Here is a 20,298-nt window from a genome sequence, read left to right as displayed (position 1 = left end):
CCCGATATTTTGACAAATAGAACGTACGTTTGATTAAATAATGATGACAGTTGTGCCCGCCAGCACTAATCCAGATCACTAAAAAACGACTGACAGCTGTCCCATCAATCGTTCATCGTTACTATTAAAAGAATCTGATTTGATAGTCTGCGCTAAATTCGGCGTTCGGCTGGATGGTTTGAATACCCATTTTCTGACGGAAATCGCCAGTGGTGTTCACGCTGTCGGCGATGCCCCACCAAGGTTCGATAGCGACAAATGGCGCGCGCTTCGGATACGGTGACCAAATGCCCACGTATGGGGCATTTTCAACGGTCAAAGCCACCCCGTGGTCACTAACTGTACTGCTCAACATGATGGTCGTTTCAACGTGATTCAGATCAAGAATCAGTGCGTCCTGGTTGAACAGATCATGGTCCAACTGCAACGGGGTCGTCAAATTGAGCGTTTTTTCATGGTCCGCATCGTTATAGGGTCCGACCAGCGGAATTTGCGCGTAGGAACGACGCGGCGCAACGGTCACGGCATAATCCTCAAAACCGCCTTCATATGGATTCAGCGGGACGTTGAACCCGGGGTGGCCGCCAATTGAAAATGGCATTGTCTTGTCATCGAGGTTCAAAACGTGATAGCTGACATCTAACGTGTGATCCGTCAGCGTAAACGTGACCTGCAGGTCGAACTCAAATGGGAACTGGGCCTTCATGTCATCGTCGGCCAGTAACTGAAAAACGGCCTTGCTGTCGTCATGGTCCAGCACTTTAAAGGTGTAGTCCCGGGCGAAGCCGTGCTGTGTCATATGGAAAGTTTCACCGTCAAGCGTGTACTGGTTGTCCTGCAAGCGGCCAACGATTGGAAACAGGATCGGCGCGTGGTGTGTCCAAAACATGGGATCCGCCTGCCAAATATATTCAATTTTTTCGGTGGCGTCGTTCACACTAGTCAACTCGGCACCCTTTTCGTTAATTTTTACGGTTAAATCATTGCTGTGTAAGCTAATCATGGAAAGTCCTCCCGACAACGGAATCAAGAATTTACAATTAGTATAGACCTTTCAGAATTCATTGTCATTTTAAAATTTGCTAACAAACGCGTCTTGTCCTAACAGAAAAATCAACATGTTTTTATTTTAACATAAAAACGAGCTGAAAACCGGCATCAAATTTGCGCTAACTTGTTAAACGATGGTGCTGAAAAACCCGTGATAATGCCACTTTTCTCGTACGACGTCAGCTAGAGTAAATCATTGCACTCCCTTCACAAGCCGACTAAAATGAAGGTGGTCGTGAAAGACCGCACATCGATTAACAAGCATCGGGTGCGGCCAATCAGATACGCTTTAAAAGAACAAATTAAATGGGGCGATTATAATGACAATCGAAGCAACAACAATTCCTAATTTACCTAGTGAAATGAAAGCCTGGGAAGTGACAACACCCGGGCCCATCGATGGTGATCGAGCACCGCTGGCATTCGTCACCAAGCCGGTACCAACGCCTGAACGTGGCGAAGTCATGGTTAAAGTACTAGCCTGCGGCGTCTGTCACACGGACCTGCACGTCACTGAGGGCGACCTCGCCGTGCACCACGAGCACGTGACACCTGGGCATGAAATTGTCGGTGAAGTGGTCGCTACCGGCCCTGAAGCCGGCCGGTTCAAACTTGGGGACCGAATCGGTATCCCATGGTTGCGCTGGACATGCGGCGTCTGTCAGTTCTGCCGTTCAGGTCGTGAAAATCTCTGCCCGAACTCACTGTACACCGGCTGGGACCACGATGGCGGGTATGCCGAGTATGTCACCGCGCCGGAGGGCTTTGCGTACCGAATCCCGGAACGGTTTGACAACATCACCGCTGCCCCGCTGCTGTGCGCGGGAATCATTGGCTACCGGGCCTTTCGTCGCGCCAACATTCCTGCTGGCGGCCGTTTAGGCTTGTATGGGTTTGGCGGTTCCGCCCACATCACCGCCCAGATTGCGATGGATCAAGGCATGGAAGTCCATGTCCTGACCCGTGGTGCCGACGCACGAAAATTTGCGCTGGAACTGGGCGCCAAATCCGCTCAGGGTGCCTATGACTTACCGCCAGTCAAGCTGGATTCAGCCATCATTTTCGCACCGGTGGGCGACATTGTGCCAAAGGCGCTGGAAGGTCTGGCCCCTGGCGGTACACTTGCATTGGCCGGCATCCATTTGACGGATATTCCAAGTCTGAACTACCAGGCACACATTTTCCACGAAAAGAATCTCACCAGTGTTGAAAGCAATAACCGGCGCGACGGCGAGGAATTCCTGACGCTTGCCGACCGATTGGATATCCACCCAGAAACGACGCCCTATGCGTTTGACAAGGCGGATGAAGCCCTGCGCTACGTTAAAAAAGGCGATATTCGCGGCGCTTGCGTGTTGAAAATTGGTGACTAACTTTAGTTAAGCACAAAAGTAATTGGTGCCTGCAAAAACCAGCCTGGAAGTGATCTGTTCACGTGAGTGTGCTGTGCCCATCCCATAATTTGGCATAGGTAAACCGCGTTGACAGGAAACGTTATCAGTCCGTTGCACCTTGACAAAGCGCGCTGTTAAAGCCTATTCTTATCAATACAATAAACACAAAGAATTAAATATCCTCTTGGTGGCAGCTAACTGCTATCGGGGGGATTTTTTATCTCAATAACGGAGGTGTCCCATGCTTAATATTATTTGGCAACACACCCGCGGCTGGCAACGGGTGTGTCTTTTCGCCGCGCCCCTGATTATGCTGGGGGAAGTGTTCAGTGATCTGCAGCAGCCCACGCTAATGGCTCACATTGTGGATACTGGCCTGAAAAACGGCGGCAACAACCAAGTCATTGTTCAAACCGGCATTTGGATGGTATTCTTTGCCATCCTTGGCATGTTTTGCGGCAGCGGCTGCAACGCCTTTGGCAGTTATGCCTCATTGAAGATGGGTCAAGCGTTACGAAACCACCTCATGGACCTCTCGCTAAAAACGCGAAACGGTCAGGAAATCAGTACCCCAACACTGATCACTCGAATCACAAACGATGTCATCCAGATGCAAAATCTTGTCATGACGCTGACCCGGTCAATGATCAGAGCGCCCTTCTTATTGCTGGGCGGAATCGTGATGGCCGCTATCGTTTCCCCAAAAATTGCCTGGATCCTTTTTATTGTGGTGCCGGTGCTGCTAATTTTCATGGGGGCGATCATCGCGTACAGTGTGCCGCTCTTTACTAAAATGCAACGCGCCATCGACCACATTAATTTAGTGATGCGTGAAAATCTGCTGGGAATCAAAACCGTTAAATCATACGTGCTTGAAAAACAGCAGTACGATAACTTTCAAACAACGAATAATCAAGTCAAACAGGCTAGCGTCAATGCCCAGCAGTCAGTGATCATTTTGTCACCCATCGTCACGGTAGTGTTGAACATAAGTGTCGTCGCTGCGCTGTGGTTCGGCGGCCGGTTGCACACCCAAAATCTGATCTCTGATGGTCAGATTATTGCATTCGTCAACTACATGATTCAAATCACAAACGCCATGATCAATACCATTGATACCGTGTCGAGCCTGTCGCGGGCTCAAACCGCCACTATTCGGATTCGAGAGATTCTGAACCTGCCCCACGACGCACCTCAATCGGAAACCGTGGCCTTACCCGCAGCGAATTCCATTCAATTTGACCACGTTAACTTTGCCTATCTGGGCGCGGAAAATGTGCTCACCGATATTAATTTTAACTTGAAGGACGGGCAAAAACTTGGCATTATCGGCACGACTGGCAGTGGCAAAACGACCCTGGTGGACCTGCTGACCAGACTCTATGATGTGACGGCTGGCAGCATCAAGGTCGGCGGCATCAATATCAACGACCTCACACTGTCTCAACTCCGTCATAAAATCGCCGTGGCCCCGCAAACCAGTACCCTGTTTTCCGGTACGATTGCCAGCAATTTACGATACGGCAGTGAGACTGCGACCACGACTGACTTGAAGCAGGCCGCGCAAACGGCCGCTGCGGATGAATTCATTTCAACGCGTGAGCAGGGGCTTGAAGCCCCGGTGACACAACGGGGGAATAACTTTTCGGGTGGTCAAAAGCAACGGCTGAACATTGCCCGGGCGCTTGTCGCAAAACCAGATATCCTCATTCTGGACGACGTCACAAGCGCGGTCAATCTGGCCACTGACGCGCGAATCCAACGAGCGTTACGACAGGATCGCAAAGGGAAAACAACCGTGACCATTGCCCAGCGAATCTCTTCAATTGTCGACAGTGATCTGATTCTTGTTTTGGATCAGGGTCGACTGGTGGCACAGGGCACCCACGCGCAATTATTGCAATCATCGCCCTTCTACCAAGAAGTCGCGCAGACCCAGTTAGGAGGTGGTCAGCATGCGTAACGCACCTGGCATGAACAATCGTCATGGTCATCACCAGCACTATTCCAAGGAACAGCTGACCGTCAATGATCTAAGTCAGACGTTAAAACAGCTCTGGCATTATCTGGTCAAAAAGCGTATCCAGCTTTTTATGGTCTTTTTATTCACCATTGTGACCACCGTCGTCTCGATTGTCGGGACCCGGTTAAACGGGATCATTATCGACCAATATATCAGTTCCGACCGGCTGCGCATGCTGACGATCATCTGCAGTATTATGGTCGGCATGTACTTATTTTCCAGTATTTTCAACTGGTTGCAAAACCACTTCATGGTGCTCATTTCTCAAGACACCAGCGCCTCAATTCGGCATGATATCTTCAGCAGTATGCAGCGTCTGCCGCTCACTTACTTTGACCACCATCCAAGCGGTGATCTCATGAGCCGGATGACCAACGATGTTGACAACATCAATACCGCCCTCATGCAAACGTTTATTCAGCTCTTCACGGGGATCATTACGGTCATCGGGATGCTGATCGCCATGCTCATCGTCAGTCCGATGCTGACGGTCGTTGTCCTAGTAGCTTCGCTTGGCACCTACGTTTTTTCACGCGCCATTGCTCGCGCCACCCAGTCCTCGTTTATTCACCAGCAAGAAGAGCTTGGTGTTTTAAACAGTGAGATTGAGGAGACGCTGTCCGGTAAAAAAACGATTCAATTATTCGAACGGACGGATCAAATTCTAAGTGATTTTAAAGCGACGAACCAACGCTACGTCGACCACGCTTACCGGGCGCAATTCTTCAGCGGTACCATGGGGCCGTTAAACAACATGGTCAATAATTTAGCCTACGCGGCCATCACCATTATCGGCGCTATCGCCATCATCAAGGGCTACAGCGGCATTACGGTCGGGGTCATCTTCTCCTTTCTGATTTATTTACGGGACTTTAACGGACCGATCCGCAACATGCTGGACCTGATTAATACGCTGCAGCTTTCGATTGCCAGCGCTGAACGGGTCTTTGAAGTGGTCAATGCCACGCCGGAGCCAGACGAAGAACAACTGCCACCAACCGCGTCGATCAAGGGCGAAGTCGTGCTGAAGCACGTTTCTTTCGGCTATGAACCGGGCGTTAATATACTGAAAGACTTGTCGATAACAGCGAAACCCGGTGAAACGGTGGCCATTGTAGGTCCAACGGGTGCCGGTAAAACAACAACGATCAACCTGCTGACGAAGCTTTATCCTTTAAATGCCGGCACCATCACAATTGATGGCATTAACATTGACCAGATCAGACGTCAGGACCTGCGGCGCAACATTGCCATTGTTCAGCAGGAACCCTTCCTGTTTTCAATGACTGTCAAAGAAAACATTCTGCTCGGACGGCCGAACGCAACGGATGCCGATGTCGTCACTGCGGCCAAGGCCGCGAATGCCGATAGTTTTATCCGCCTATTGCCGCAGGGTTATGACACACCGTTGACGGATGGCGCGCAGAATTTATCACAGGGACAGCGTCAGCTTCTCAGCATTGCCAGAGCATTTATTGCGCAAACACCGCTGCTGATTTTAGACGAAGCCACCTCATCCATTGATACGAAAACTGAACTGGACATCCAGGAAGCCACCACGCAGCTCATGCAGGATAAAACCAGTTTTGTTATTGCCCACCGGTTATCAACGATTCAAAATGCGGACCAGATCATTGTGGTCAACCACGGTGAAATCGTTGAACGCGGCACACATGAAAATCTGCTAGCCGCTAATGGTTTCTACGCAGCCCTATATAACAGCCAGTTTAGTAACCTTCAATCTTAACCGTATTTGACCCTCACATGGCCGTTTTAGTATCAGAACAGCTGATGAGCCATGACGGAAACTAAAAGCCGTCACAACCTGAAAATATCGGGTTGTGGCGGCTTTTAAGTTTTGCAAGCAACAACTGATTAAAGAATATAGCGCGAAAGGTCTTTATCCTTAACAATGTTGCCGATCTTGTCGTTCACGTAACTTTCAGTGATGGTAATGTCACCCATCTGCATATCAGGCCCTTCGTACAACAGGTCCTCAAGTAATTTTTCCAGCACCGTGTGCAAACGACGTGCACCGATGTTTTGATTTTCGTGGTTCAACTCTGCTGAGAGTTCAGCAATACGTTGGATAGCTTCCATGGTGAAGGTCACCTTGATGTTATCGGTGCCGATCAGCGCCGTATACTGCTTGATCAGCGAGTTGGTTGGTTCTGTCAAGATTCGGACAAAGTCATCCTTATCCAGGTCGTCCAATTCCACCCGAATCGGGAACCGCCCCTGAAGTTCAGCAATCAGGTCGCTTGGCTTTGATTCGGTAAAGGCCCCGGCTGCGATAAACAGGATGTGGTCGGTACTTAACAGGCCGTACTTCGTCTGGACCTGCGTCCCTTCAACGATTGGTAAAATGTCTCGCTGAACGCCTTCTCGGGAAACTTCACCGCTGTTTTGGTTGTTCTTGGAAGCGATCTTATCAATTTCATCGATGAAGATGATCCCGGTGTTTTCAGCACGTTTGATGGCATCATGATTGATGTCGCCCTCGTTCACGAGTTTTTCTGATTCTTCTTGGATTAGAACTTCGCGGGCTTCTGAAACGGGCATGTTGCGCTTGACTCGACGCTTCGGCATCATTTGACCCAGTGTGTCGCTCAGGTCGATACCCATTTGGTTCATCATCGGATTGCCGCCCGCAGCAGCTTGTTGCGGATCATCCATTTCAATTTCAACTTCACGGTCCTCTAGAAGGCCCTTCGCCAACTGATCAGAAACGGACATACGCTCGTTTTTAATATCGTCAGTGACCTCTTCCTTAGGCTGTTCTGGTGCGGATGGCATGTTGCCCTGTTGCAGCTGGGAGAACATGTTCATCATGGCCGACATGTCGTTTTGCTGTTTTTGCTTCGGCTTTTTACCCGGCACGATCAGCTTCGTTAACCGGTTGTTAGCGCGACGGGCTGCTTCGGCACGAACGCCTTCAAACTGGCTGTCCTTTTCCATTTTAACAGCCACGTCAGCGAGGCTGCGAACCATGGATTCGACGTCACCGCCAACGTACCCGACTTCGGTAAATTTGGTGGCTTCGACTTTAACGAACGGCGCCTTAACGATCTTCGCTAGCCGGCGCGCAAGTTCAGTTTTCCCGACCCCGGTGGGACCGATCATCAACATGTTCTTTGGGGTGATTTCGTCCTGCATGGCTTCCGGCAGCTGCATTCGGCGGTACCGGTTCCGCAGGGCAATTGAAATGGATTTCTTGGCGTCGCCCTGACCGACTACGTAGTCGTCAAGCAGTGCCACGATCTCTTTTGGTGTTTTGGTTATCGGATCCATTCAAATTCCAGCTTTCTATTTGGGGATTAATTTAGAATTCTTCGACTTTGATGTTTTCATTCGTGAAAATATCGATCTCACTGGCGATGCCAAGAGCCGCCTTCGCAATTTCACCAGCACTCATATCCGTTGCGTGACGGTGCATGGCAAGGGCTGCGGCCTGGGCAAAGTTACCGCCTGATCCAATGGCGAGAATGCCGTCATCTGGGGCAATCACTTCACCGGTCCCAGAAACCAGCAGCATGTTATCCTTATCCATCACGATCAGCATCGCCTCGAGTTTTTGCAGTCCCTGGTCAGACCGCCACTGTTGGGCAAGTTCAACGGCAGCCCGCTGCAGGTCACCGTCAAATTCCTTTAACTTGGCTTCAAATTTTTCTTCCAGTGTAATGGCGTCAGCCACCCCGCCGGCAAAACCAACGGCGACTTTATCATCGTAAATTTTACGAATCTTTTGGGCTTGACCCTTCATAATCACTTTTTCGCCCATGGTTACTTGGCCGTCACCAGCCATGGCACTGTGGCCATTGTGTTGTACCGCTACGATTGATGTCATCTATAATCCCAACTTTCTTTTTTAGTCGTGTGTTGCCCGCGGAAAATACCTGCGGTAATCCCGTTGCAGATGCGCCTTTGTCACGTGCGTGTAGATTTGGGTGGTGGACAGGCTGCTGTGTCCCAGCAGTTCCTGCACCGTCCGCAGATCGGCGCCGTGATTCAATAGGTGGGTGGCAAACGTGTGCCGCAACATGTGCGGGTGAATGTCCCCAGTCAGCGTACTGCGATCAATCACTTGGTTCAAAACGTATTCAACGCCTGTCGCGGTTATCGGCCGCCCGTAGTGATTGATAAAAATTGTGTCGTGTGCTTGTTGATACTTGGTCATCAGCGGTGCCCGGCAGTCGGTCAGGTACGTTTGCAATGCGTGCTTCGCGTAGTTGCCAAACGGCACATAACGTTCCTTGTTCCCCTTCCCATGGATCAGCATGAGTTGAGTACTGTAATCAACATCGTCAAGCGTGAGCCCGCAGCATTCGCTGACCCGGATCCCCGTAGCATACAGAACTTCAAGAATGGCAGAGTCCCGCAGCGCCAAGGTCGCATCAGGGTTCGCCGCTGCCGCTTGGAAAAGCGCCGTCATTTCCTTTTCGTAAAAGAACCGAGGTAATGGCGCTGGCCGCTTCTTCAGTGTGACGTAGGCAAACGGGTTTTGCGCGATTTTGTGTTCCCGAACCAGAAACTCATAAAATGACCGCAGGCTGGAAATCTTTCGCGCAATCGTTGTACGCGCCTTGTGTTCATCGTAGAGTTGACTCAGGTACACCTGAACGTCTAACTTGCTGATTTTTAAAAGGTCAACCGTCCCACCGGTCTCTGACAGGAAGTGGCGAAACGCATCAATGTCCTCACGATAGGCTTTGACCGTATCGTCCGAATATTGACGCTCACTGGTGAGATAGGTGACAAATAAACTTTCTAAGTCTGACACGTAACCACCTCCGTTGACAAACAATTTAACAGACTTTGAGACAGGTTTCAAGCATTTGGTCAAACTTGGTCAAAGGTTTAATGAATTTTAATCTTTTAGCTGCATTAGCTCCGGATGACACCCTTATTGACCAGGTCCGGAACCATGTATGCCTTGCTTCACCAGCAATGATTTCGGTTACAATAATTATTATATAACAATCGCGATAAGATATTAAACAACTAAATCCGGCTGTCACTGACTTTGGTATACTAAGAGAAACAAAGATGAGGAAGATGATGACATGGATTTAAACACCCACCAAAAATGGCTGGCAGATTTTTATCACCAGCGCGGCTGGGACCAATATTCAGCACAGATCGGTATTAATTTTATGACCGAAGAAGTCGGCGAGTTATCGCGGGCGGTGCGGACGCTTGAAATCGGCCGCGACCACCCTGGAGAACACCACGCGACCGAGACTGAAATGGTGGCTAATTTGCACGAAGAGCTTGGGGATGTGTTGGACCAGGTGCTGTTTTGTGCCAGTAAGTATGGCGTTTCGGCGGATGACCTGTTGAGCGGTAGTGAGCAAAAGTTAACGAAGCGGTTTGAAGGCCGGGATTGAAACATGGTTTGAGAGTTGCACTGCGATTGATCCGTGGATGATTATTCGGTTTGATGATAGGAATGAAGAAGAGACTAAAAAGGAGACTTTGGCAGAATTTGGATTCTGTCGGGTCTCCTTTTTTAGTTTTTTATTGGGTACTTTGGGTTCGGTTTTGTTTAGGAGCTTTGCGTTTGCAGATAGAGCTACCCTTTTGACAGTTTTTGCTGTCAAAGACTTAACGTAAGCTCACTAGTTTGGCAGGTAAAGTACTCCGGTTTGCGTTCAGAGGCTTTGAGGAGTGAGGTTTTTTTGATGAAAAGCCCCTCTTAGACAGTTTTTTACTGTCCTCGAGACTAAATGTGCTCCACAAGCCAGGGGGCGGAGTGTAAGCAACTCTGACAGAAATGCCAAGTTCAGACATTTCTGTCAGAGTTGCTTACACTCCGCCCCCTAACCGGCTTGTTCCGCACGCTTACTTTTGTACCGCCTCTTCGTAATCACCATTTGGACAAACGACCTGCAAGCCGCCCTTGACCTTCTTTTCAACCAAGTAGTGGCCGTCCTTTGGACAGTCACGGCCCACTGGCTTATCCCATGTCACAAAGTCGCAGTCTGGGTAGCGGGAACAGCCGTAGAAGATCCGGTTCTTCTTGCTCTTGCGTTCGATGACCTGACCCTGCTTACACTTCGGGCAGATAACGCCGATTTCTTTAACAATCGGTTTGGTGTTGCGGCAATCTGGGAACCGCGAGCACGCGTAGAACTTGCCGTAACGGCCCATCTTAATGACCATCGGTGCCCCACAAATATCACAGTCGAAGCCCGCTGGTTCGTCCTTGATCTGAATCTTTTCAATGGTGTCTTGAGCGTGGTCAACTTCCTTTGAAAACGGCTTGTAGAAGTCGTCCACGACCTTGACCCAGTCTTGATGACCTTCTTCAATGCCATCTAATTCCTTTTCTAGACCAGCCGTGAACCCAACGTTCACAATGTCTGGGAAATAGTCTTGGATGATGGAATTAACAATGTCGCCCAGTTCCGTTGGTTCGAAACGACGCCCCGTTAATTTCACGTAGTACCGTCGTTGAATCGTATCCAGCGTTGGTGCGTACGTTGATGGCCGGCCAACACCGTTTTCTTCAAGCGCCTTGATCAGGTTGGCTTCAGAATAACGTGCCGGTGGCTGGGTGAAATGTTGTGCGGGATCGGTCTTGCTGAGGGTGACCGTGTCGCCTTCGTTGAGATCAGGCAGTAAATTATCTTTTTCCTTACCGTCCTTATAGACCTTTAAGAACCCGTCAAATTTCATCTTCGAACCGTTGGCTTTGAAAGTCACGCCGTTTTGTTCCAGGGTGACCGCCATGGTATCCATCACAGCCGGTGTCATCTGACTGGACATGAAGCGATTCCAGACCAGTGAATAAAGCTTGAACTGGTCGTTGGTCAAATATTCCTTCAAGTCGGCAGGTGTCCGATAAACAGAGGTTGGTCGGATGGCTTCATGGGCGTCTTGCGCCCCTTCAGGCAGCTTTCCTTTGATAGGCTTTGTGGCTGCGTATTCAGCGCCGTATTTTTCGTGAATGAAAGTTGACGCTTCGTGCTTAGCAATGTTTGAGATCCGAGTGGAGTCGGTCCGCATATAGGTAATAAGCCCCTGTGAGCCTTCCTTACCGATATTGATCCCTTCGTAAAGCTGCTGAGCAGCCATCATGGTCTTCCGGGTTCGGAAGTTCAGCTTCTTGTTGGCTTCCTGTTGCATAGCACTCGTCGTAAACGGTGGCTGCGGCGAACGTTTACGTTCCTTCCGGGTCACTTTGGTGATATCAAAGTCGCCGTCACGGTCGATGTCGGCCAAGATTTTTTGAACCGCTTCGTTGCTTGGCAGGTCCTGTTTCTTGCCCTTGAGACCGTAAAAACTAGCCGCAAACGTTGACCGTTTGTGCTTAAACTCTGTGTCGATGGTCCAGTATTCTTCCGGTTCGAAGTTTTTGATCTCGGTTTCCCGGTCAATGATCAGTTTGAGGGCGATGGATTGTACCCGCCCGGCACTGAGTCCCTTCTTCACCTTTTTCCACAAGAGTGGTGAGATCGAGTAGCCCACCAAACGATCTAGGATCCGCCGTGCTTGTTGGGCATCAACGAGATCCATATCAATGGAACGTGGGGTTTTAAAGGCGTCCTTAACGGCATCTTTTGTGATTTCGTTGAAGACCACCCGGTTTTTATCTTTCGGATCTAAGTCGAGAATGTGGGACAAGTGCCAAGCAATGGATTCGCCTTCACGATCCGGGTCAGCTGCGAGATAAACTTGCTTCGCTTTCTTGGCTTCGGAACGCAATTCCTTGATGACGTCGCCCTTCCCACGGATGGAAATATAGTGGGGATCGTAGTCGTGATCAACGTCAACGCCCATCTTACTTTTTGGTAAGTCGCGGACGTGACCCAGACTAGCCATCACCTTGTATGTCCGACCGAGATATTTCTCGATGGTTTTTGCTTTGGCAGGCGATTCCACAATAACAAGTTTCTTTTGCGGCTTTTTACGCTTTGCCCGTTTTTTGGTTGATGTTGGCATCCAATTACTCCTTTAACTCATTTTTTTAAAAATACAATGTTATGGTTTTTATTCATCAAATCTTTCACATCATATTTCATAAAAAATGGATTGTCAACCAAAGAACTACTATATTATAGTGCGTAAATGTGTCGGTGAGGGTTCAAATCAGTCGCTTTTCGCAGCTAATATTACAAAAATTCTTCCACGATGTGTTGCGGTGCCAGCACGGGTTTAGCCCCTGCCAGAATGAGTTCATTACACCCTGCAGAAAGCGGGTCATCGATCCGGCCAGGAACCGCTAAAACATTTCGATTATTTTGAATCGCCAAGTTAGCCGTGATCAGACTGCCACTATGTTGTTTTGCCTGCACAACTAACACTGTTTCGCTTAATCCGGCAATGATCCGGTTACGTTCTACAAAGTGGTGCGGTTTGCCAACGTCGCCAAACGGATACTCACTCAAGACAAGTTCGTGGGCTGACATGTACATCTGTAATTTTCGGTTTTGCGCGGGATAGGTCAGGTTGAGACCGGTGCCGATGATGCCAATGGTGTGACCACCAGCATGGATCGCCAGTCGGTGGCTCAGGGCATCGACCCCCATGGCCAACCCGGAAACGATAATGTGGTTTTGTTGAATCGGCCCAGGTAAGAGGCGCTGCATTGCGATTTGCGCGTATTTAGTGGGCTCTCGCGCACCAACGACGCCTAATAATTTTCCCGCGTTCAAGAGTGCTAAGTTACCCTGATAAAAAATCACGTTTGGTGGCAAATAGCTTTCTTTGAGTTGTGCTGGGTAGGCTTCATCTAGAATCGTGAACCAGTTTGCTTCGGTCAAATGGCGCGCCACCACATCGCTTAATTGCTGACTGGTAAAACTTTCATAAAATTTCCGAGCAGTCGTCACGTTCAGGTGCGCAATTTGAGCCATATCCTGCGGCAATAAATTTTTCACCCCCGTGGGATGGGCCAACAGCCACTGGTAAATCAAAGATTCTCCCTTGATGCCAATCCCCCTTGCTAATCTGAGCCGCAGTAATAATCGTCGTTTATCCACGTCAAATCACTCCTTATTTGGTCTTAGGAGTAACTACGTAGGATTCCTAGAAAAAGTCCGAAACCGGGGCAAACGTTTTTCGGTGAATGGGTGTCGGCCCAAGCTGTGCCAGTCCATCCAAGTGTGCCTTTGTGCCATAGCCTGCGTTATGGCTGAATGCATAGCCTGGATACAGTTGATCATAAGCCTGCATCACGTGATCCCGGAACACTTTGGCCACGATACTGGCCGCACCAATACTGATACTCTTGGCATCGCCTTTGATCAATTTCAACTGGGGAATATCGGTGTCAATAGCCATGGCATCGATCAGCAGCTGCTGGGGTTTCACCGTAAGATGTGTGACCGCTTCAAGCATGGCTACTCGGGTCGCTTGATAAATATTTAAATCGTCAATTTGTTGACTTGAAGCCCAGCCGATACCCACGCTAACGGCTTCATTTAGAATCTGCGGGTAGAGCTGTTCGCGTTTGTGATCACTCAGCTGTTTTGAATCATTAACGCCCAAAACATCAAAGTCAGCGGGCAGCACGATAGCACAACTGATCACGGGACCGGCCAACGGTCCGCGGCCGACCTCATCGATGCCGGCAATCACTGTCCGGCCCTTTTGCCGCGCCTGATTTTCATAAAAAAAGCGCTTCTCAAAAGCGCTCTTTACTTTGGCTAATCGTTCAAGCCGTTGATGGGTGTGCGCAATAAGCTGTTGGACACCCTTACGACTATCTGCGGCAGCTTGGACGAACAGCGGATCATCATCGGAGGTTACCGTTTCGAATTGCTTTTTGTATGCTGCAATTGACAGCTTTTCAGTCATTTTGCTCGCCGTCCGTTCGGTCAAGGGTGTAGCGGCCAAGCTTGGCTTTGCGCGTATCCAAGATCAGTCGTTCACTGGCCCGGTCATAATCGTCTTTCATGCCGATTTTCTTGGTAATCGCCAGCAACAGATCCACGTCGCTCAGCGCCAGGTCGGCATCACTTAATTTATAACGGTTCGGCAATGCTTCTGGATAATTTTCGCGGAAAAAATGCAGGGCGTACAACGCCACGTCATCACTGGCAAAACGTTTGTCCTTAATTGCTCCAGTTAACGCTAATTTTTGCCCCGTTACTTCGTCCTCAAACTTTGGCCAGAGGATCCCAGGGGTGTCCAGCAACGACAGTTTTGAAGACGACCGTAACCACTGCTGACCCTTGGTGACCCCAGGCGTATCACCTACTTGTGCGACCCGCTTGTTAACAAGCCGATTCAACAATGTTGACTTGCCCACATTTGGAATCCCCACGGTGATGGCGCGAATCGGCCGTTCCTTTAAACCCTTTTGCTGCTCGGCGGCCAGTTTATCACCGAGAATCGACTGCGCGATCTTGGTCACGGTCTTCGTGGTAATGTTTGCCTTTGAATCAACAGAAATGGCGGGCAGGCCCATTTTTTTAAAGTGTGCGATCCAGTTTTTTGTTTGGACTGGGTCAGCAAGGTCACTCTTGGTTAATATCATCAGGTGGGGCTTATCCTTAATGAGGCGTTCGATTTCTGGATTCCGCGATGCTTCGGGAATGCGGGCGTCGACCAGTTCAAAGACAATATCCACCACGTGTAAATTTTCTTCTAGCTGGCGGATGGCCTTTGCCATATGGCCGGGAAACCACTGAATTGTTGCCATTGTTCTTCTCCCCTCGTTATTCAGCTGCTTGGTACATCGTCCAAGCTTCATCAAAAATGGTCATCGTTGGTAAGTAGGGCGCATTTTCCTCAAGGTACTTTGAAATGCTGTCGAAATGTGTGTCCTGCTTAGGAAAAGATTGATCTAAAAACGCATTATTCGCAAACTCAGCCACGGAACTGTGGTCTTCTGGATTGCGTTGCGTCATCAAATACTGATAGAAACTTCTTCGCATCAGATCACTCCTTTATGTGATTATGGGTTACTTTTTAGGAATTAAAACTTTAAATTCAAACTTGCCGGCGCCGCTCATATCGATTTTGGTTGCGCGATATTGGACACCCTTTGTTCTAAAAGCATTCAGGTTAAGCGTGATCGTCTTGTTCGACGTGTCTAGTACGACCCACTTGGGCAGGTTGTATGACTTTTTAATATAACTCATCACGGCACTAACGGGAACGCTTAATTGACCAACCGCAAGTTTTTTGGCTTTAAGTTGAACGTTGCCGTTTTTCAGCAGCTTTGGCGTCAATGATAACCCAAAGTGTACGGTAATACCCAGTACTTTGGTTTGCCCAGTGACCACCGCGTCATTTTTGACGTGAAATTTATAATTCATCTGCGAATCGCTCTTATCCTGGAACCGGTCCAGGTAATAGTCTGACATCGCATTTAATTGTTTCTTATTTAAACTGACGTTGAAACTGGCCGCGCTCTTCGACGTTGTCGTTGCCGGCTGTTTGACGGAAGACGCACCCGTGAATTGTGTCAGTAAGAAAATGAAAGCTAGAACAATGACGATCACCAGTCCTAAAAAGCCCCACTTCCATGGATTCACCGGTTTTTTTGTCTTCGTTTGTGCCGCACGTTTCACCATATCACCCCGTTATTTTGATTGCCATGATTCATACTTACCCATGACGCTGGCCAGCGTTTTAGCCATGTACCGGTACCCTTTGCGGTTCGGATGGAAATGGTCTTCACTGGATAAGTAGTGATTCTTTTCCTTGCTCGTCTGATTTTGCAGCAAACTTTCGACCGATGACGCAGAAACGTATTTGCTGTTTGACTTTGAAACCTGTTGCTTAAGTTTGGTTTGTTCAGCAGCCGTTTGATACTGGCCATAGGTCAGTTGTTTGCTGATACTGATAAAGTGAACGTTGTCACTTTCTTTAGCGACTGCTTTGTTGACCACGTTCCATTGGTTGACCGCATTGGTGATCATGGTAGCATTTGTAAAGTAAACGTACACCGGATTGTATATACCAAACATATATATGGTCGCATTCGGATTGACAGCGCGAACATCTTTAATCAGCCGTTCAACCTTTTTTTGATACGTTTTTTTGACTGGTGAAAGCTTAGACTTTAGCTGCTTATTGCTAGATACAAAGATACTTTTTTCCAGGCTCTGAAGTAAATCATTTCCACCAACGGTCAGGGTAATGACATCTGCTTTTTTCAGTGACGCGCGTTCCTTTGCATTATTGCGAACCCGCTTATCTATTTGGTCAGACCGCAGCCCACCGATGCCGTAATTTTTTGAACTTAATTTCACATAGTAGGCCTTCTGCAAATCATTTTTCAAATCTGGCAAGTAGCCCTTGTGGTCGTTCGCATACCCGATGCCCTGCGTCAGCGAGTCACCAATGGCAACCAGCTTCACCTGTTTGGTAGTCGGGGTCTTGTCCTTTTCAGTCGTGGCTGTTTGTTGCTGATGCAGGTACCAGTACCCGCCTCCGCCAATGATGGCCAACACAACCACCACAGCGAGCCATTTTATCAATCGACGCATAAACCAACTCTCCTCTTTTAGACCTGTTTCAGCGCGCATAACGCGAGTTCTTTGAAGCCATTTGGCGTCAATCGTACCGATATTAACCGGCATTTCCAAGTTGCATCACGTCAATATAAGAAAAAATCAAGAATTCAATTCTGAATTCTCGACTTTATCACACTTTTGTTTATTTGGCTAGTCGGTTCGAGACCAATTTAGTCGTAAGAATAGATCAGCGCGAAAGCACCAGGGCCACCATGTGTGGCAATGATCGGCACCGTTTCCCGGACGAGAATATCCACGTTTGGAAACATTGGTTGAAGCTGATCGGTTAATCGCTTTACTTCGCCCATCGCATTCACGTGAGAGATGCCAATAGCGTTGACCTTTAAATCCTTCATCTGCGCAATGACCTGATCAAAATACTTGTCAATCGGCTTGGCGCCGCGACCCTTAGTCCGAATGTCCAAGTTGCCGTCACCGACCTGCAGCACGATTTTAATGTTCAACAGTGACGAAATGGCGCCAGTTACCCGACTAATTCTGCCACCCTTTACGAGGTTGCTGAGGGTCATAACGCCCATAAATAGCTTCGTGTGCGTCCGTACTTTGTTGATCCCAGCAAGCACCTCTTCCTTCGACGCCCCCTGCTGTGCCAATTTAGCAGCTTCAATGACCTGAAGCGCTAAGGCTCGGTCAGTGGTGCCGCTGTCAAGAACAGTCACGTCTGTTTTACTAATGGTAGCTGCCTGCTCGGCCGTGTGGACCGTGCCGCTGATGCCCTCCAGCATGTCCAGACAGACGACAGAACTGCCGTCTGCGCCTAGTTCGTCGAAGACCTTAATAAACAGCGGTGGTTGACTGGTCTTAGGGAAGGTTTTTGAGCTTTCCATTTTGTTAATGAATTCTTCGTTAGTAATCGTGTGCCGTTCCACGTAAACGACGTCATCGATCATGACCGTCAATGGCACGATCGTAATGTGGTATTTTTCGACTTCTTCGTCCGTTAATCCCGCCGAAGAGTCCGTTACTATCTTTACAGTTGCCATAATTGGTTATAACCACGCTTTCTTCCCAAAAGGTTGTCATTTCATGCTACAATTACACGAGTAGCATGAAAACGATTCGCTAATAGTATAGCAGATTTAACGGGTGTTTTCATAATTTTATTGCGGATGTATGGTGACCCGCCAGCATTTATGGGAGGCCTTTTATTGATTCAAACAAACTATTCAAAAAAACACGCAACACCGCCGCAGTTTTCGCGGCGGTATCAAATCGTCAATGAGGTGCTGAATTCAGTGACCCACGGCATTGGTGTCGGACTCAGCATCGCGGGATTAGTGCTTTTGATCCTGCGTGCCGTCCATTTAGGCGGTGCGATGCGCATCACAGCCTATACCGTTTACGGGTCGATCCTGGTGCTCTTTTATCTCGCTTCGACCATGTTCCACAGTCTGTACTTCACTAAGGCAAGCCACCTGTTTCAAATTTTCGACCACTGTGCCATTTATTTACTCATTGCGGGCACTTATACCCCTTACTGCCTAGTCGTCATTAGAGGCGCTCTAGGATGGGTTATTTTCGGGGTCATTTGGGCGACCGCAATCATGGGCATTATTTACAAATGTTTATGGTTAGGCAAGTTCCAAAAATTATCGACCGTTCTTTACGTGGTCATGGGCTGGTTCTGTTTGCTTGGGGCTAAGGCACTGTATAACGGTCTTGGCCCCCGTGGCTTCCTGCTGCTGGTTCTCGGCGGCGTTGCCTTCACAGTGGGCGCAGTGCTGTACAGCTTCAAGAACATCAAGTTCGGCCACGTCATCTGGCACTTGTTTGTTCTGCTGGGCACGATCCTCATGTATTTTTCAGTTTATCTATACGCATAATAAAAACCACTCAGTCGCCAAAAATGACTGAGTGGTTTTTTTGTTATTTTCGAGTAAAACGATCAAAGAAATGCGGGTACGGACTTTTTTCATCCACCACGCCTGGTTCGCTGGACACTAGCTCAAACAATGAGTAATCAATGGTCGGCATGTACGTGTCGACTTCAAACTCATGGTCGATCCGGGTTCTCACCAGTTCATCAACGTATGGCAGCAGGCTCGCAAACACCTTTGCACCGCCGCTGATAAAAATCGTTTCTTCCGGATGATGCTCCTGATAGGTCAGCAGATCATCAACGCTGTGGAGCACCAAAACACCCTCCGGATACTGTTTCTGCCGGTTTGTGGTCAACACAATGTTTTTCCGATGCGGCAACGGCTTTCCGTATGTCAGAAACGTTCGACTGCCGGACACCAGCGTGTTGCCGGTGGTCATGCGTTTGAAAAACTTCATATCGGATGACAGGTGCCAAGGTAAGTGTCCCTTGAAGCCAATGCCGTGGTTCAGGTCCTCCGCCCAAATAAAGATCATCAGCGCCCTCCTAAACTGCCACCGGCGCCTTGATAGCGGGCGCTGGGTGGTAGTTGGTCACGTGGATGTCCTTCATATCGTAATCAAAAATGGAAGTCTTGTCCGGGTTCAGTTCCAGTTGCGGCTGGATATCGGAAGGTTTGCGCGTCAACTGCTCCTTGACTTGATCAATGTGGTTCAAATAAATGTGCGCGTCACCAAGCGTGTGTACGAAATCGCCCGGTTTCAGCCCAACTTCCTTAGCAATCAGGTTCGTCAGCAGCGCGTAGCTCGCAATGTTAAACGGCACGCCCAAAAAGATATCAGCGCTGCGTTGGTACAGCTGACAGCTCAGCTTGCCATCGGCAACGTAGAACTGGAACATGGTGTGACAAGGCGGCAGTGCCACCGTGGGCACGTCTTCAGGATTCCAGGCTGAAACGATCATGCGCCGGGAATCAGGATGGGTCCGCAGGGTGTCGATCACGTTGCTGATCTGGTCAATGGTACCGCCATTTCGTGTCTTCCAAGCGCGCCACTGGGAACCGTAAACGTCGCCCAGCTCACCGTATTTAGCAGCGAATGCATCGTCGTTCACGACCCGCTCGCAGAACGCGTCCATTTGTTCGCGGTAATGTTTATTAAAATCAGCATCGACTAATGAACGACGGCCAAAGTCGGTCATGTCGGGACCGGTGTAGTCGGCTGATTCAACAAAGTTCTTGAACGCCCACTCGTCCCAGATATGGTTTTTATGCTTCAGAAGGTACTGAATGTTGGTGTCGCCGTGCAGGAACCACAGCAGTTCGCTTTTAATCAGGCCAAAGGGCACTTTCTTAGTTGTTAACAGTGGAAACCCCTTGCTCAGGTCAAAGCGCATTTGATAACCGAACGTGCTGATGGTGCCTGTCCCTGTCCGGTCCGTTTTGCGATGGCCGTTTTCCAAAACAAAGCGTTGCAAGTCTAAATAAGCGTCTTCTAACATGTAAGCCAGCTTCCTCTCTCC

General features: G+C 49.0%; 19 protein-coding genes. 5 read left to right on the top strand and 14 right to left on the bottom strand.

The window, feature by feature from the left end:
- Nucleotides 1–124: 124 nt before the first annotated feature.
- On the bottom strand, nt 125–1,003 hold the full coding sequence (locus FC82_RS02975; RefSeq protein WP_056996172.1) for an aldose 1-epimerase family protein: 879 nt from the start codon (nt 1,001–1,003) through the stop codon (nt 125–127).
- A 367-nt stretch (nt 1,004–1,370) separates the two neighbouring features.
- Between FC82_RS02975 and FC82_RS02970 the strand changes: the two genes are divergently transcribed.
- The 3 genes from FC82_RS02970 to FC82_RS02960 all read left to right on the top strand — a co-directional run bounded on the left by FC82_RS02970 (nt 1,371) and on the right by FC82_RS02960 (nt 6,214).
- Entirely contained in the window at nt 1,371–2,423 is a 1,053-nt protein-coding gene (locus FC82_RS02970) for a zinc-dependent alcohol dehydrogenase family protein (RefSeq protein WP_056996171.1), read from the top strand.
- Between the two features lie 262 nt (nt 2,424–2,685).
- Nucleotides 2,686–4,407 carry an ABC transporter ATP-binding protein gene (locus tag FC82_RS02965; RefSeq protein WP_054758648.1) on the top strand — a complete coding sequence of 574 codons (1,722 nt, stop codon included), beginning with the start codon at nt 2,686–2,688 and terminating at the stop codon, nt 4,405–4,407.
- Nucleotides 4,400–6,214 carry an ABC transporter ATP-binding protein gene (locus FC82_RS02960; RefSeq protein ID WP_235809158.1) on the top strand — a complete coding sequence of 605 codons (1,815 nt, stop codon included), beginning with the start codon at nt 4,400–4,402 and terminating at the stop codon, nt 6,212–6,214. Before FC82_RS02965 ends, FC82_RS02960 begins: the two co-directional genes overlap by 8 nt.
- Before the next feature lie 128 nt (nt 6,215–6,342).
- Here the strand turns inward: FC82_RS02960 and hslU are convergent, their stop codons facing one another.
- Genes hslU through xerC form a run of 3 tightly spaced genes read right to left on the bottom strand, consistent with a single transcriptional unit; the run spans nt 6,343 to nt 9,247 of the window.
- Nucleotides 6,343–7,758, bottom strand: coding sequence for an ATP-dependent protease ATPase subunit HslU (gene hslU, locus FC82_RS02955; RefSeq protein WP_054758650.1), 1,416 nt, complete (start codon nt 7,756–7,758; stop codon nt 6,343–6,345).
- Nucleotides 7,759–7,789: 31 nt separating this feature from the next.
- Nucleotides 7,790–8,314: an HslVU peptidase proteolytic subunit gene (gene hslV, locus FC82_RS02950; protein WP_054758651.1), complete on the bottom strand. Its 525-nt coding sequence runs from the start codon at nt 8,312–8,314 to the stop codon at nt 7,790–7,792.
- 21 nt (nt 8,315–8,335) lie between these two features.
- Entirely contained in the window at nt 8,336–9,247 is a 912-nt protein-coding gene (gene xerC, locus FC82_RS02945; RefSeq protein WP_054758653.1) for a tyrosine recombinase XerC, read from the bottom strand.
- Between the two features lie 283 nt (nt 9,248–9,530).
- Here xerC and FC82_RS02940 point away from each other — a divergent pair, with 283 nt between their 5' ends.
- The gene (locus tag FC82_RS02940; protein WP_054758655.1) at nt 9,531–9,854 is read left to right on the top strand and encodes a MazG nucleotide pyrophosphohydrolase domain-containing protein; all 324 of its coding nucleotides are present in this window, start codon (nt 9,531–9,533) and stop codon (nt 9,852–9,854) included.
- A 454-nt stretch (nt 9,855–10,308) separates the two neighbouring features.
- Here the strand turns inward: FC82_RS02940 and topA are convergent, their stop codons facing one another.
- From topA to FC82_RS02895, 8 genes are all read right to left on the bottom strand, one after another.
- Nucleotides 10,309–12,411: a type I DNA topoisomerase gene (gene topA / locus FC82_RS02930; protein ID WP_056996169.1), complete on the bottom strand. Its 2,103-nt coding sequence runs from the start codon at nt 12,409–12,411 to the stop codon at nt 10,309–10,311.
- 170 nt (nt 12,412–12,581) lie between these two features.
- Complete coding sequence (gene dprA / locus FC82_RS02925; protein WP_056996168.1) at nt 12,582–13,451, bottom strand: DNA-processing protein DprA; 870 nt, start codon at nt 13,449–13,451, stop codon at nt 12,582–12,584.
- 46 nt (nt 13,452–13,497) lie between these two features.
- Nucleotides 13,498–14,268, bottom strand: a complete 771-nt coding sequence (locus FC82_RS02920) for a ribonuclease HII (protein WP_056996167.1) — start codon at nt 14,266–14,268, stop codon at nt 13,498–13,500.
- Complete coding sequence (gene ylqF / locus FC82_RS02915; RefSeq protein WP_056996166.1) at nt 14,261–15,115, bottom strand: ribosome biogenesis GTPase YlqF; 855 nt, start codon at nt 15,113–15,115, stop codon at nt 14,261–14,263. Before ylqF ends, FC82_RS02920 begins: the two co-directional genes overlap by 8 nt.
- 16 nt (nt 15,116–15,131) lie before the next feature.
- Complete coding sequence (locus FC82_RS02910) at nt 15,132–15,350, bottom strand: YozE family protein (RefSeq protein WP_054758657.1); 219 nt, start codon at nt 15,348–15,350, stop codon at nt 15,132–15,134.
- 27 nt (nt 15,351–15,377) lie between these two features.
- Complete coding sequence (locus FC82_RS02905; RefSeq protein ID WP_065101464.1) at nt 15,378–15,992, bottom strand: YpmS family protein; 615 nt, start codon at nt 15,990–15,992, stop codon at nt 15,378–15,380.
- A gap of 9 nt (nt 15,993–16,001) precedes the next feature.
- Nucleotides 16,002–16,910 carry a GDSL-type esterase/lipase family protein gene (locus tag FC82_RS02900; protein ID WP_056996164.1) on the bottom strand — a complete coding sequence of 303 codons (909 nt, stop codon included), beginning with the start codon at nt 16,908–16,910 and terminating at the stop codon, nt 16,002–16,004.
- 197 nt (nt 16,911–17,107) lie between these two features.
- Nucleotides 17,108–17,941 carry a DegV family protein gene (locus FC82_RS02895; protein ID WP_056996163.1) on the bottom strand — a complete coding sequence of 278 codons (834 nt, stop codon included), beginning with the start codon at nt 17,939–17,941 and terminating at the stop codon, nt 17,108–17,110.
- A gap of 168 nt (nt 17,942–18,109) precedes the next feature.
- On the opposite strand from FC82_RS02895, the gene trhA reads away from it, so the two are divergent.
- Nucleotides 18,110–18,781 (top strand): PAQR family membrane homeostasis protein TrhA, encoded by a 672-nt coding sequence (trhA, locus tag FC82_RS02890; protein WP_235809164.1) that lies wholly within the window; start codon nt 18,110–18,112, stop codon nt 18,779–18,781.
- 43 nt (nt 18,782–18,824) lie between these two features.
- Here the strand turns inward: trhA and FC82_RS02885 are convergent, their stop codons facing one another.
- Nucleotides 18,825–19,313: a dihydrofolate reductase gene (locus FC82_RS02885; RefSeq protein WP_065101463.1), complete on the bottom strand. Its 489-nt coding sequence runs from the start codon at nt 19,311–19,313 to the stop codon at nt 18,825–18,827.
- A gap of 10 nt (nt 19,314–19,323) precedes the next feature.
- Nucleotides 19,324–20,277: a thymidylate synthase gene (locus FC82_RS02880; RefSeq protein ID WP_056996161.1), complete on the bottom strand. Its 954-nt coding sequence runs from the start codon at nt 20,275–20,277 to the stop codon at nt 19,324–19,326.
- Nucleotides 20,278–20,298: the final 21 nt, after the last annotated feature.

The sequence above is a fragment of the Secundilactobacillus collinoides DSM 20515 = JCM 1123 genome (assembly GCF_001435975.1).
GTDB lineage: Bacteria > Bacillota > Bacilli > Lactobacillales > Lactobacillaceae > Secundilactobacillus > Secundilactobacillus collinoides.
Note: the sequence above shows the minus strand (reverse complement) of the source record. Positions and strands in the feature narration are given on the sequence as shown.